Raw genomic sequence first — 13,473 nt, 5'->3', positions numbered from 1 at the left:
CATGAAACGTCTGCTGCTAACTGCGGTTCTCACCGTATTGATGATCGCCGAAGTTCACGCCGAGTCCTTCACCATCTCCGATATTCGCGTCAACGGCCTCCAGCGGGTTTCCGCGGGTAGCGTCTTTGGTGCATTACCGTTGAACGTCGGTGAACAGGCTGATGACCGTCGCCTGGTGGAATCCACTCGTGCGCTGTTCAAAACCGGTTTCTTTCAAGACATCCAACTGGGTCGCGAAGGCAACGTCCTGGTCATCACCGTGGTCGAGCGACCTTCCGTCGCCAGTATCGAGATCGAAGGCAACAAGGCGATCTCTACTGAAGACCTGATGAAAGGTCTCAAGCAATCCGGCCTGGCCGAAGGCGAGATCTTCCAGCGCGCCACCCTTGAAGGTGTGCGTAACGAACTGCAACGCCAGTACGTTGCCCAGGGTCGCTATTCCGCGACCGTGGAAACGGAAGTGGTGCCGCAACCTCGTAACCGTGTCGGCCTCAAGGTCAACATCAACGAAGGCACCGTGGCGGCGATCCAGCACATCAACGTGGTGGGCAATACCAAGTTCGCTGATGAAGACCTGATCGACCTGTTCGAACTCAAGACCACCAACTGGTTGTCGTTCTTCAAGAACGATGACAAGTACGCCCGCGAAAAGCTGTCCGGTGACCTGGAGCGCCTGCGTTCCTACTACCTGGACCGTGGTTATATCAACATGGATATCGCTTCGACCCAGGTGTCCATCACCCCGGACAAGAAGCACGTCTACATCACCGTCAACGTCAACGAAGGCGAGAAGTACAAGGTTCGTGACGTGAAGCTGAGCGGCGACCTGAAAGTGCCTGAAGACCAGGTCAAGGCGCTGTTGCTGGTGCAGAAGGACCAAGTGTTCTCGCGCAAGCTGATGACCACCACTTCCGAGCTGATCACCCGTCGCCTGGGTAACGAAGGCTACACCTTCGCCAACGTCAACGGCGTGCCGACGCCCCATGATGATGACCACACCGTGGACATCACCTTTGTGGTCGATCCAGGCAAGCGTGCCTACGTGAACCGTATCAACTTCCGTGGCAACACCAAGTCTGCGGACGAAGTGCTGCGTCGTGAAATGCGCCAAATGGAAGGTGGCTGGGCATCGACTTACCTGATCGACCAGTCCAAGACCCGTCTTGAACGCCTGGGCTTCTTCAAGGAAGTCAACGTCGAAACCCCGGCCGTACCGGGTGTGGATGACCAGGTTGACGTGAACTACGCCGTGGAAGAGCAAGCATCGGGTTCCATCACCGCCAGCGTCGGCTTCGCACAGAGTGCCGGTCTGATCCTCGGTGGTTCGATCACCCAGAACAACTTCCTGGGTACCGGTAACCGTGTTTCCATCGGCCTGACCCGAAGCGAATACCAGAGCCGATACAACTTCGGTTATACCGACCCCTACTGGACTGCTGACGGTGTGAGCCTGGGCTACAACGCCTTCTACCGCACCACCGACTACAAAGACCTCGACGTTGATGTTGCAAGCTATGCGATCGACAGCCTCGGCGCCGGTGTCAACGTGGGCTACCCGATCAGCGAGACTTCGCGTCTGACGTTCGGTTTGACCGCGCAACAGGATGAGATCAAGACCGGTGTGTACACCGTGGACGAGATCTTCGACTTTACCCGTCGTGAAGGCGACAAGTTCCTGAACTTCAAGGCGTCTGCCGGCTGGTCCGAGTCGACCCTGAACAAAGGTGTACTGGCAACCCGTGGTCACTCCCAGAGCCTGACCCTGGAAACCACCACGCCGGGCAGCGACCTGTCGTTCTTCAAACTCGACTACCGTGGCCAGTTGTTCACGCCGTTGAGCGACAACTACACCATGCGCCTGCACACTGAACTGGGCTATGGCGATGGTTATGGCTCCACCAATGGTCTACCGTTCTACGAGAACTACTACGCGGGTGGCTTCAACTCCGTACGTGGTTTCAAAGACAGCACCTTGGGCCCTCGTGGTACTCCAAGCCGTGGTGTTGGCGTAACCGGTAACCAGGGCACTGTGGTTGACTCGGACAATGACCCACTGCCGTTCGGTGGTAACGTTCTGATCCAGGGCGGTGCGGAAATCCTGTTCCCGCTGCCGTTTGTGAAAGATCAGCGTTCCCTGCGGACTTCGGTCTTCTGGGACGTGGGTAACGTGTTCGACTCCAAGTGCGAGCAGATCACCAACCCGAGCGGTGTGAAGTCCAAGACCGAGTGCAACGACGTGAGCCTCAGTAATCTGGCAAGCTCCGTGGGTGTGGGTGTGACCTGGGTGACCGCGCTGGGCCCATTGAGCTTTGCTCTGGCCATGCCGATCAAGAAACCGGACAACGCTGAAACCCAGATTTTCCAATTCTCCCTCGGCCAGACGTTCTAAGCGTCTGACCCAAGATAACGACAACGGATTCTGTAGGAGTGCATCGTGCGTAAGTTGACTCAATTGGTTCTGCTGGCAACCGTGCTGGTAGCGACCCCGGCCTTCGCCGAAATGAAAATCGCCGTCCTGAACTATCAGATGGCCCTGCTGGAGTCCGATGCGGCCAAGCGTTATGCCGTGGATGCCGAGAAAAAGTTCGGCCCACAACTGACCAAGCTCAAGACTCTCGAAAGCAGCGCTAAAGGTATCCAGGATCGTCTGGTTGCCGGTGGCGACAAGATGCAGCAAGGCGAGCGCGAGCGTCTGGAGCTTGAATTCAAGCAAAAGGCCCGTGACTACCAGTTCCAGTCCAAAGAACTGAACGAAGCCAAGGCTGTTGCTGATCGTGAAATGCTGAAACAACTGAAGCCGAAACTCGACAGCGCTGTAGAAGAAGTCATCAAGAAAGGTGCCTTTGACCTGGTGTTCGAGCGTGGCGCTGTGATCGACGTCAAGCCTCAATACGACATCACCCGTCAGGTGATCGAGCGCATGAACCAGCTGAAGTAAGCCATGACCGCGACTATCAAGCTCGGCGAGTTGGCCGAGTTCCTGGGAGCCACCTTGCGTGGCTCCCAGGAGAAAGAAATCACTGGGCTAGCCACCTTGCAGGAGGCTGGCCCAGCTCAGTTGAGCTTCCTCGCAAACCCCCAATACCGTAAATACCTGGTCGATAGCCAAGCTGCAGCCGTGTTGCTGAAAGCCGCTGACGCCGAAGGGTTTGCCGGGGATGCGCTGGTGGTGCCTGACCCTTACCTGGCCTATGCGCGGGTGTCGCACCTGTTCGATCCGAAACCCAAGGCTGCTGCCGGTATTCATCCATCTGCGGTCATTGCCGAGGATGCCCAGGTTGATCCTGCGGCCAGCATCGGCGCCTTTGCGGTGATCGAGAGTGGGGCACGCATTGCGGCCGATGTCACGGTTGGTGCCCACTGCTTTATCGGCGCGCGCTGCCAAATCGGCGCCGGCGGTTGGCTGGCGCCGCGCGTGACCTTGTACCACGATGTGCGTATCGGTGAGCGTGTAGTCATCCAGTCGGGTGCCGTGATTGGCGGTGAAGGTTTCGGCTTTGCCAACGCCAAGGGCATCTGGAACAAGATCGCCCAGGTCGGCGGTGTGCTGATCGGTGACGACGTGGAAATCGGCGTGAACACGGCTGTCGATCGCGGGGCCCTGGCCGATACCGTGATTGGCAATGGCGTGAAGCTCGACAACCAGATCCAGATCGCCCATAACGTGCAGATTGGCGATCACACCGCCATGGCGGCCTGCGTGGGTATCTCCGGCAGCACCAAGATCGGCAAGCATTGCATGCTCGCCGGTGGCGTCGGGCTGGTAGGGCATATCGATATTTGCGACAACGTCTTCATCACCGGCATGACCATGGTCACCCACTCGATCACCGAGCCAGGGGCCTATTCTTCCGGTACCGCCATGCAGCCTGCGGCTGAATGGCGCAAGAGTGCAGCGCGGTTGAGGCAGCTCGACGACATGGCTCGACGTCTCAAACAGCTGGAAAAGCGTGTTGGGGACGTGACCCCTGGCGGTAATGCTTCATCAGAAGGCTGATACCATTTCCATATCAAGTGTGCACAGCCGCTAGACTGCCTCCTTGATTTGCTAGCGGGGCGTGCGTTTAGTTCGCCCGCCCCCAATCTTTATTACAGGCTTCCCCCCGAAATGATGGACATCAACGAGATTCGCGAATACCTGCCTCACCGTTACCCGTTCCTGCTGGTGGATCGCGTAGTGGACCTCAACATCGAGGAAAAGCGCATTCGTGCCTACAAGAATGTCAGCATCAACGAACCGTTCTTCAACGGTCACTTTCCCGCGCATCCCATCATGCCGGGTGTGTTGATCATCGAAGCGATGGCCCAGGCTGCCGGTATCCTTGGTTTCAAAATGCTCGACCTCAAGCCTGCCGACGGCACGCTTTACTATTTCGTGGGCTCCGACAAGTTGCGTTTCCGCAACCCGGTTACCCCGGGTGACCAGTTGATCCTGGAAGCCAAGTTCATCAGCTGCAAGCGCCAGATCTGGAAGTTCGAATGCCAGGCTTCGGTGGACGGCAAGCCGGTATGCTCCGCCGAGATCATCTGCGCGGAACGCAAACTATGAGTTTGATTGACCCTCGCGCAATCATCGATCCGTCGGCCGTTCTGGCCGCCGACGTTGAGGTCGGCCCTTGGTCGATCATCGGCGCAGGTGTGGAAATCGGCGAGGGGACTGTCATCGGGCCGCACGTGATCCTCAAAGGTCCGACCCGCATTGGCAAACACAATCGCATCTACCAGTTCTCGTCGATAGGCGAGGACACCCCGGACATGAAGTACAAGGGGGAAGAAACACGCCTGGTAATCGGTGACCACAACATCATCCGTGAAGGCGTGACCATTCACCGTGGTACCGTTCAGGATCGGGCCGAGACCACCCTGGGTGATCACAACCTGGTGATGGCCTACGCGCACATCGGTCACGACAGCGTCATCGGCAACCACTGCATCCTGGTCAACAACACCGCGTTGGCCGGGCATGTGCACGTTGACGATTGGGCGATTCTGTCCGGGTTCACCCTGGTCCATCAGTACTGCCATATTGGCGCCCACAGCTTTTCCGGCATGGGCACCGCCATTGGCAAGGACGTTCCGGCATTTGTCACGGTATTCGGCAACCCGGCCGAAGCGCGCAGCATGAACTTCGAAGGCATGCGCCGTCGTGGTTTCAGCGAAGACGCCATCCACGCCCTGCGCCGAGCCTACAAGGTGGTTTACCGCCAGGGGCTCACGGTTGACCAGGCGTTGACCCAACTGGTCGAGCCGGCAGCGTTGTTCCCGGAAGTCGCGGTGTTCCGTGACTCGATCCAGGCGTCGACCCGCGGCATCACCCGCTGATCATGGCCAATCTGCGTATCGCGCTGGTGGCCGGGGAAGCTTCCGGCGACATTTTGGGCGCAGGTCTTATGCGGGCCCTCAAGGCCCAGCATCCGGCGGTTGAATTCATTGGCGTCGGCGGTCCACTGATGCAGGCTGAAGGGCTCACGTCCTACTTTCCTATGGAGCGTTTGTCGGTCATGGGACTGGTCGAAGTGCTGGGTCGCCTGCGTGAGCTGTTGGCCCGTCGCAAGCTGCTGATCCAGACCCTGGTCAAAGAAAAGCCCGACGTGTTCATCGGCATCGATGCGCCGGATTTCACGCTCAACATCGAACTCAAATTGCGTCAGGCCGGCATCAAGACCGTGCACTACGTCAGCCCGTCCGTGTGGGCGTGGCGGCAGAAGCGCGTGCTCAAGATCCGTGAAGGCTGTGACCTGATGCTGACGTTGCTGCCGTTCGAGGCGCGGTTCTACGAAGAGAAGGGCGTGCCGGTAAGGTTTGTCGGACATACCCTGGCCGACACCATTCCGTTGCAGGCTGACCGCGCCGCCGCGCGTGCCGAACTGGGCTTGCCCGACGGCCCGTTGGTCGCACTGATGCCTGGCAGTCGTGGTGGCGAAGTTGGCCGCCTGGCCTCGGTATTTTTTGATGCTGCCGAGCGTCTGCAAGCCTTGAAGCCGGGCGTACGTTTCGTGCTGCCCTGCGCGAGCCCGCAGCGTCGTGCGCAGATCGAAACGCTGCTGGAAGGCCGCAACCTGCCGTTGACTCTGCTCGACGGCCAGTCGCACCTGGCCCTGGCGGCCTGTGATGCGGTGCTGATCGCCTCCGGCACTGCCACTCTGGAGGCCTTGCTCTACAAGCGTCCGATGGTGGTGGCCTACCGCTTGGCGCCGCTGACCTTCTGGATTCTCAAGCGCATGGTCAAAAGTCCTTATATCTCCCTGCCCAATCTGCTGGCCCAGCGCCTGTTGGTACCGGAGTTGTTGCAGGACGATGCGACGCCTGAGGCCCTTGCGCAAACGCTGCTACCGTTGATCGATGGCGGCGAAGAACAGACCCGTGGTTTTGACGACATCCATCGCCTATTGCGCCGTGATGCCTCGAACCAGGCGGCCGACGCCGTGCTGACCTTGATCGGCCAGAAAAAGGAAAGCGTATGAACACGCAAATAGGCCTGGATTTCAGCCTGGTTGCCGAAGCCCACGAACTGGTCGCCGGTGTCGACGAAGTCGGGCGTGGGCCTTTGTGCGGTGCCGTGGTCACGGCGGCGGTGATCCTCGATCCGAACCGTCCGATCCTCGGCCTCAATGACTCGAAGAAACTCACCGAGGCGCGCCGTGAAAAGCTCTACGATGAGATCATCGAAAAAGCCTTGAGCTGGCACATCGCCCGGGCCGAAGTCGAAGAAATCGACGAGCTGAATATTCTTCACGCCACCATGCTCGCGATGCAGCGTGCGGTTGAAGGCCTGCACATCACGCCAAAAATGGCGATGATCGACGGTAACCGTTGCCCCAAGCTGGCCATGCCTTCTGAGGCAGTGGTGAAGGGCGATAGCAAGGTACCTGCCATCGCAGCCGCCTCGATCCTGGCCAAAGTCAGCCGTGATCGTGAAATGGCCGCGTTCGAATTGATCTACCCCGGCTACGGCATTGGCGGGCATAAAGGCTATCCGACGCCCGTTCATCTGGAAGCCCTGGCTCGCCTGGGGCCGACGCCGATCCACCGCCGCTCGTTCGCCCCGGTTCGCCAGGCCTACGAGCTGCGCGAGAGCCTCAACGAGGTCTAGTCGCAAGGCTGATGTTTTGCTCAAGGCCCGGTACAATCCGGGCCTTGTTGTTTTCCACGTATAAGAGATCACTATGCCGGCTTCATTCGTTCACCTACGCCTGCACACTGAATACTCCTTGGTCGACGGCCTGGTACGGATCAAACCGCTGGTCAAAACCCTGGTGGGCATGAACATGCCCGCGGTCGCGGTGACCGATCAGAACAACATGTGTTCCCTGGTCAAGTTCTACAAGAACGCCATGGGCGCCGGCATCAAGCCGATCTGCGGCGCCGATCTATGGCTGTCCAACAAAGATCCGGATAACCCGCTGAGCCGCATCAGCCTGTTGGCGATGAACGGCGTGGGTTACCGCAACCTCACCGAACTGATTTCCCGTGGTTTCATCGACGGCCAGCGCAATGGCTCGATCATCATCGAGCGCGAATGGGTCGCCGAGGCCAGCGAAGGCCTGATCATGCTGTCGGCCGCCAAAGAGGGCGAAATCGGTGTCGCGCTGTTGGGCGGCAATCCGCAGGAAGCCGAAGTCCTGGCCAAGGAGTGGATGCAGGTCTTCCCTGACCGTTTCTACCTGGAAGTCCAGCGCACCAACCGCCCCAACGACGAAGAGCATCTACACGCCGCCGTGGCCCTGGCTGACAAGCTGGGCGCGCCGCTGGTTGCCACCAACGATGTGCGCTTCATCAAGAAGGAAGATTTCGAGGCGCACGAAACCCGCGTGTGCATCGGTGAAGGCCGGGCTTTGGACGACCCGCGTCGCTCGAAGAACTACAGCGAAGAGCAGTACCTCAAAAGCGCCGACGAAATGGCCGAGCTGTTCAGCGATCTGCCCGAGGCCCTGGAAAACTCTGTCGAAATTGCCAAACGTTGCAACATCGAAGTCAAGCTGGGCAAGCACTTCCTGCCCAACTTCCCGATTCCGGATGGCATGACCATCGACGAGTACTTCCGCAAAGTCTCGTTCGACGGCCTCGAAGAGCGGCTCAGCGTCCTGCTGCCCAAGGACACCACCGAAGATTATGACGCCAAGCGCCAGGTCTACGTCGACCGGCTGAATTTCGAGCTGGATATCATCATCCAGATGGGGTTCCCCGGTTACTTCCTGATCGTAATGGACTTTATCCAGTGGGCCAAAAGCAACGGCGTGCCGGTAGGTCCGGGCCGGGGGTCGGGTGCCGGTTCGCTGGTGGCTTACGTACAGAAGATTACCGACCTCGACCCGCTGGAATATGACCTGCTGTTCGAACGCTTCCTGAACCCGGAACGGGTTTCCATGCCCGACTTCGATGTCGACTTCTGCATGGACGGCCGGGACCGCGTGATCGAGTACGTGGCCGAGAAATACGGTCGCAATGCGGTGAGCCAGATCATCACCTTCGGTTCCATGGCGGCAAAGGCTGTAATCCGTGACGTGGCGCGGGTGCAGGGCAAGTCCTACGGCTTGGCGGACCGTCTGTCGAAGATGATCCCGTTCGAAGTCGGCATGACCCTGGAAAAAGCCTACGAGCAGGAAGAGATCCTGCGCGACTTCATCAAGATCGATGAAGAGGCCGCCGAAATCTGGGACATGGCGCGCAAGCTCGAAGGCGTGGTGCGTAACGTCGGTAAACACGCCGGCGGCGTGGTGATTGCGCCTACAAAACTCACCGACTTTTCGCCGATCTATTGCGACGAAGAAGGCGATGGCCTGGTGACCCAGTTCGACAAGGACGACGTGGAGGCGGCCGGCCTGGTGAAATTCGACTTCCTCGGCCTGCGAACCCTGACGATCATCGACTGGGCGCTCAAGACCATCAACCGCGACCGCGCCAAGGTCAACGAAGCGCCGCTGGATATCGCGTTTATCCCGCTGGATGACAAACCGACTTACACCTTGCTGCAAAAAGCCGAGACCACGGCGGTGTTCCAGCTTGAGTCGCGGGGCATGAAAGAGCTGATCAAAAAGCTCAAGCCCGACTGCCTGGAAGACTTGATCGCACTGGTGGCCCTGTTCCGTCCGGGCCCGCTGCAATCGGGCATGGTGGACGACTTCATCAACCGTAAGCACGGCCGCGCCGAGCTGGCGTATCCGCACTCTGACTACCAGTACGAAGGCCTCAAGCCGGTATTGGCGCCGACCTACGGCATCATCCTGTATCAAGAACAGGTGATGCAGATCGCCCAGGTGATGGCCGGCTACACCCTCGGCGGCGCGGACATGCTGCGTCGCGCCATGGGTAAGAAAAAGCCCGAGGAGATGGCCAAGCAGCGTGGCGGTTTCATTGAGGGTTGTGCAACCAACAATATCGACGCGGACCTCGCCGGTAACATCTTCGACCTGGTGGAAAAATTCGCCGGTTATGGCTTCAACAAATCCCACTCCGCCGCCTACGGCCTGGTGTCGTACCAGACTGCCTGGCTGAAGGCCCACTACCCGGCGCCGTTCATGGCCGCGGTACTCTCGGCGGATATGCACAACACCGACAAGGTCGTGACCTTGATCGAAGAAGTGCGCACCATGAAGCTGCGCCTCGATGCGCCGGACGTGAACGCCTCGGAGTTCAAGTTCACGGTGAACGACGAAGGCCGCATCATTTATGGCCTGGGCGCGATCAAAGGCGTGGGCGAAAGCCCGGTGGAAGCTATCGTTGAAGCGCGTCAGAGTGGGCCGTTTGCCGACCTGTTCGACTTCTGCGCGCGGGTTGACCTCAAGCGCATTAACAAGCGTACTCTCGATGGCCTGATCCGCAGCGGCGCACTCGACCGTCTCGGCCCGTATTTCCATGATGAGCCCAAGGCTTACCAGGCGAATATCGACCGCAACCGTGCGGTGCTGCTCACCGCCATGGAAGAAGCGATCAAGGCTGCCGAACAGACCGCCCGCACCCATGACAGCGGCCATGCCGACCTGTTTGGCGGGTTGTTCGTCGAAGAAGACGCGGATGTGTACGCTAACCACCGCAAGGCCAAGGAGCTGACTCTCAAGGAGCGCCTCAAGGGTGAGAAAGACACCTTGGGCCTGTACCTCACGGGTCACCCGATTGACGAGTACGAGGGCGAGATCCGCCGTTTCGCCCGTCAGCGCATCATCGACCTGAAACCTGCGCGGGATACCCAGACCGTTGCCGGCATGATCATCGCCTTGCGGGTGATGAAGAATAAAAAGGGCGACAAGATGGGCTTCATCACCCTCGATGACCGTTCGGGGCGCATCGAAGCCTCGCTGTTTGCCGACGCATTCCACTCCGCACAGTCGCTGTTGCAGACCGATGCCATGGTGGTGGTGGAAGGGGAGGTCAGCAACGATGACTTCTCCGGCGGCCTGCGCCTGCGGATCAAGCGGGTGATGAGCATGGAGGATGCGCGCACCAATCTGGCCGAAAGCCTGCGCTTGAAGGTGAAAACCGAAGCGCTCAAGGGCGATCAGCTACGCTGGTTGGGTGATTTGCTCAAGCGCCACCGTGGCGCGTGCCCGGTGACCATGGAGTACACCGGCAGTGACGCCAAGGCCATGTTGCAGTTTGGTGAAACCTGGCGAATTGATCCGGCTGATGGCTTGATTCAAGCATTGCGTGACCAGTTCGGCCGTGACAACGTCTTCCTCCAATACCGTTGACGGTCAGGCAGTCCTGCATAGCCTGATCTCGACTGAACATTTAATCTCGACCTAAACGCGCCTCTCCCTTAAGGTAGGGCGCGAATAGACAACCGGCTGGCCAGGCACGCCCTGGCCGTCGACCCAAGACGGACGCTTATGAACCCGAATTTTCTTGATTTCGAACAGCCGATCGCTGACCTGCAAGCCAAGATCGAAGAACTGCGCCTGGTCGGCAATGACAATTCGCTGAATATCGGCGATGAGATCGCTCGCCTGCAAGACAAGAGCAGCACGCTCACCGAAGACATCTTCGGCAAGCTGACCAGCTGGCAGATCGCGCGCCTGGCCCGCCACCCGCGCCGTCCGTACACCCTGGACTACATTCAGCACATTTTCACCGAGTTCGACGAACTGCACGGCGACCGCCACTTCTCCGACGACGCGGCCATCGTAGGCGGTATCGCTCGCCTGGACGACCAGCCGGTGATGGTGATCGGTCACCAGAAAGGCCGTGAAGTGCGTGAGAAGGTTCGCCGCAACTTCGGCATGCCGCGTCCGGAAGGCTACCGCAAGGCATGCCGCCTGATGGAAATGGCCGAACGCTTCAAGATGCCGATCCTGACCTTCATCGACACTCCGGGTGCCTACCCAGGTATCGACGCTGAAGAGCGCAACCAGAGCGAAGCGATCGCCTGGAACCTGCGCGTCATGGCCCGCCTGAAAACCCCGATCATCGCCACCGTGATTGGTGAAGGGGGTTCCGGCGGCGCACTGGCCATTGGCGTCTGTGACCAGTTGAACATGCTGCAATACTCGACCTACGCGGTGATTTCGCCGGAAGGTTGCGCCTCGATCCTGTGGAAAACTGCCGAGAAAGCGCCGGACGCTGCCGAAGCCATGGGCATTACCGCTGATCGCCTCAAAGGTTTGGGTATCGTGGATAAAGTCATCGCCGAGCCTTTGGGCGGCGCCCACCGCGACCCGGCTGCTGCTGCCGCGACGATCCGCGCTGAACTGGGTTCGCAGCTGGCGATGCTCAAGAAGTTGGATAACGAAGCGCTGCTGGCCCGTCGTTATGAGCGTCTGATGAGCTACGGTCTGTAAGACTACGCTGCGCCCAATGTGGGGCTGGCTTGTGTGGGAGCTGGCTTGCCTGCGATAGCATCACCTCGGTGCAACTGCGAAACCGAGGCGTCTGCATCGCGGGCAAGCCACGCTCCCACATTTGTTTTGTGTATGCTTGACGAACGTATTCCTGTTTTGCGGCGGTGACGTGAGATGAAACCCAGCCTGACCGCCAAACTCCTGCGCACTACCGCCCCGTGGCGCTCCGCCCCGGCCTGGCGCATTGCATTCTCGGGTGGGCTTGATTCCACCGTCCTCTTGCACCTCCTGGCCAACCTGGCCAAAACCGACACCCTACCGCCCCTCAGTGCTGTCCATGTTCATCATGGCTTGCAAGCTGCCGCTGATGCGTGGCCCGCTCACTGTCAGTCGACATGCGACAGCCTGGGCGTGCCATTGCGCGTGATGCATGTGCAGGTGCAACCTGGCGCCAGCCTTGAGCGTGCCGCCCGTGATGCGCGTTACCAGGTGTTTACCGAGGTGACCGGAGCAGGGGAGGTGCTACTGACGGGCCAGCATCGCGACGATCAGGCAGAAACCTTGTTGTTCCGTCTGCTGCGTGGGGCAGGTGTGCGCGGGCTGGCGGCAATGCCGGTACAGCGCCCGCTGGCGGCAGGCTACCTTGTACGGCCCTTGTTGGATGTCCCGCGTGCAGAGCTGGAAGCCTATGCCGAGGCGCACCAGCTCACATGGATTGAAGATCCTTCGAACGCGGACTCGCGGTTCTCCCGTAATTACTTGCGCCATCGCGTGCTTCCTGTCCTGACGGAACGTTGGCCGCAGGCTACCGCAAACCTGGCGCGCACCGCCGAGCACCTGAGTGAAGCCCAGGACTTGCTGGATGAGCTGGCGCAGATGGACCTGCGAGCCGCCAATCAATCTTCGCCGTTTCCCTGGCTGCATTTGCCGTCCTTGGGCCTTGCTCCTTTGCGCGAGCTCTCCGACGCCCGCCAACGCAACGCGCTACGCCACTGGCTAACCTCTCTGACCCGTTTACCCGACAGCGACCACTGGGCCAGTTGGCATTCCCTGCGTGATGCCAAGGGCGACGCACAACCCCAATGGCGCCTGGCTGATGGCGAATTGCACCGCAGCGGTGAACGTATCTGGTGGCTGCCCTCCACTTGGTCGGAATTTTCCGACGCAACGGTGAGCTGGCCCGATCCGCAAAACCCACTAGAGTTACCCGGCAATGGTCAGGTGAAATTGACGGGCAGGATACCCGGAGGCCCATTGACGATCCGCTACCGCCAGGGCGGCGAAATCCTCGCAGTGCCAGGCCGCGGTCGGCGCGACTTGAAGCGCCTGCTTAACGAAAGTGGCCTGCCGGGCTGCGTCCGTGGCAGATTGCCGCTGCTGTACCAGGGCGAGCAATTGCTGGGTGCGCCCAGCCTTGCGGGACTCTGGCCGGCACCGAGTGATGACTGGCAATTACATTGGATGCCACAGACCTGCGATCAAGGTTTGAGCTGATAGCGCCTTTCCGGTAGACTACGCTCCCTTCTTGATACAACTTCTGTGGATTCGTTTGAATCGCAGCAGTTGCCGATTACCAAGCAGTCTTTGCTGGGCGATTCCAAAAAATGTGTAGCGATCAACGTACCGGTGTTTCATTGCTGGTCTGTCACCACGCGGCGGTTTTTTTGAAAGGTGCACTGTGATTAATGCAGGTGATCGG

The 13,473-nt window shown here is 59.5% G+C and carries 10 protein-coding genes; all 10 read left to right on the top strand.

Going from position 1 to position 13,473, the window contains the following annotated elements; all coding sequences use genetic code 11:
- Position 1: 1 nt before the first annotated feature.
- Positions 2–2,389: an outer membrane protein assembly factor BamA gene (gene bamA, locus ACP7BX_RS03365; RefSeq protein WP_033902789.1), complete on the top strand. Its 2,388-nt coding sequence runs from the start codon at positions 2–4 to the stop codon at positions 2,387–2,389.
- A 45-nt stretch (positions 2,390–2,434) separates the two neighbouring features.
- Positions 2,435–2,938, top strand: coding sequence for an OmpH family outer membrane protein (locus tag ACP7BX_RS03360; protein ID WP_033902788.1), 504 nt, complete (start codon positions 2,435–2,437; stop codon positions 2,936–2,938).
- A gap of 3 nt (positions 2,939–2,941) precedes the next feature.
- Positions 2,942–3,997 (top strand): UDP-3-O-(3-hydroxymyristoyl)glucosamine N-acyltransferase, encoded by a 1,056-nt coding sequence (gene lpxD, locus ACP7BX_RS03355; protein WP_426129814.1) that lies wholly within the window; start codon positions 2,942–2,944, stop codon positions 3,995–3,997.
- Between the two features lie 111 nt (positions 3,998–4,108).
- Entirely contained in the window at positions 4,109–4,549 is a 441-nt protein-coding gene (fabZ, locus tag ACP7BX_RS03350; protein ID WP_016976866.1) for a 3-hydroxyacyl-ACP dehydratase FabZ, read from the top strand.
- A complete protein-coding gene (lpxA, locus tag ACP7BX_RS03345) occupies positions 4,546–5,322 on the top strand; it encodes an acyl-ACP--UDP-N-acetylglucosamine O-acyltransferase (RefSeq protein WP_033902786.1) in 777 nt (258 codons plus the stop codon). Before fabZ ends, lpxA begins: the two co-directional genes overlap by 4 nt.
- 2 nt (positions 5,323–5,324) lie before the next feature.
- A complete protein-coding gene (gene lpxB / locus ACP7BX_RS03340; protein ID WP_426129809.1) occupies positions 5,325–6,464 on the top strand; it encodes a lipid-A-disaccharide synthase in 1,140 nt (379 codons plus the stop codon).
- Complete coding sequence (rnhB, locus tag ACP7BX_RS03335) at positions 6,461–7,093, top strand: ribonuclease HII (protein WP_133074432.1); 633 nt, start codon at positions 6,461–6,463, stop codon at positions 7,091–7,093. Before lpxB ends, rnhB begins: the two co-directional genes overlap by 4 nt.
- 73 nt (positions 7,094–7,166) lie before the next feature.
- On the top strand, positions 7,167–10,688 hold the full coding sequence (dnaE, locus tag ACP7BX_RS03330; protein ID WP_426129807.1) for a DNA polymerase III subunit alpha: 3,522 nt from the start codon (positions 7,167–7,169) through the stop codon (positions 10,686–10,688).
- A 138-nt stretch (positions 10,689–10,826) separates the two neighbouring features.
- Positions 10,827–11,774, top strand: coding sequence for an acetyl-CoA carboxylase carboxyltransferase subunit alpha (locus ACP7BX_RS03325; RefSeq protein ID WP_016976871.1), 948 nt, complete (start codon positions 10,827–10,829; stop codon positions 11,772–11,774).
- A 174-nt stretch (positions 11,775–11,948) separates the two neighbouring features.
- Positions 11,949–13,268, top strand: coding sequence for a tRNA lysidine(34) synthetase TilS (gene tilS, locus ACP7BX_RS03320; RefSeq protein WP_426129805.1), 1,320 nt, complete (start codon positions 11,949–11,951; stop codon positions 13,266–13,268).
- Positions 13,269–13,473: the final 205 nt, after the last annotated feature.

Origin of the sequence: Pseudomonas sp. DWP3-1-3b3 (genome assembly GCF_049896305.1) — a bacterium.
GTDB classification, from domain to species: Bacteria; Pseudomonadota; Gammaproteobacteria; order Pseudomonadales; family Pseudomonadaceae; genus Aquipseudomonas; species Aquipseudomonas azotoformans_A.
This window is presented reverse-complemented; position numbering and strand designations above follow the sequence as displayed.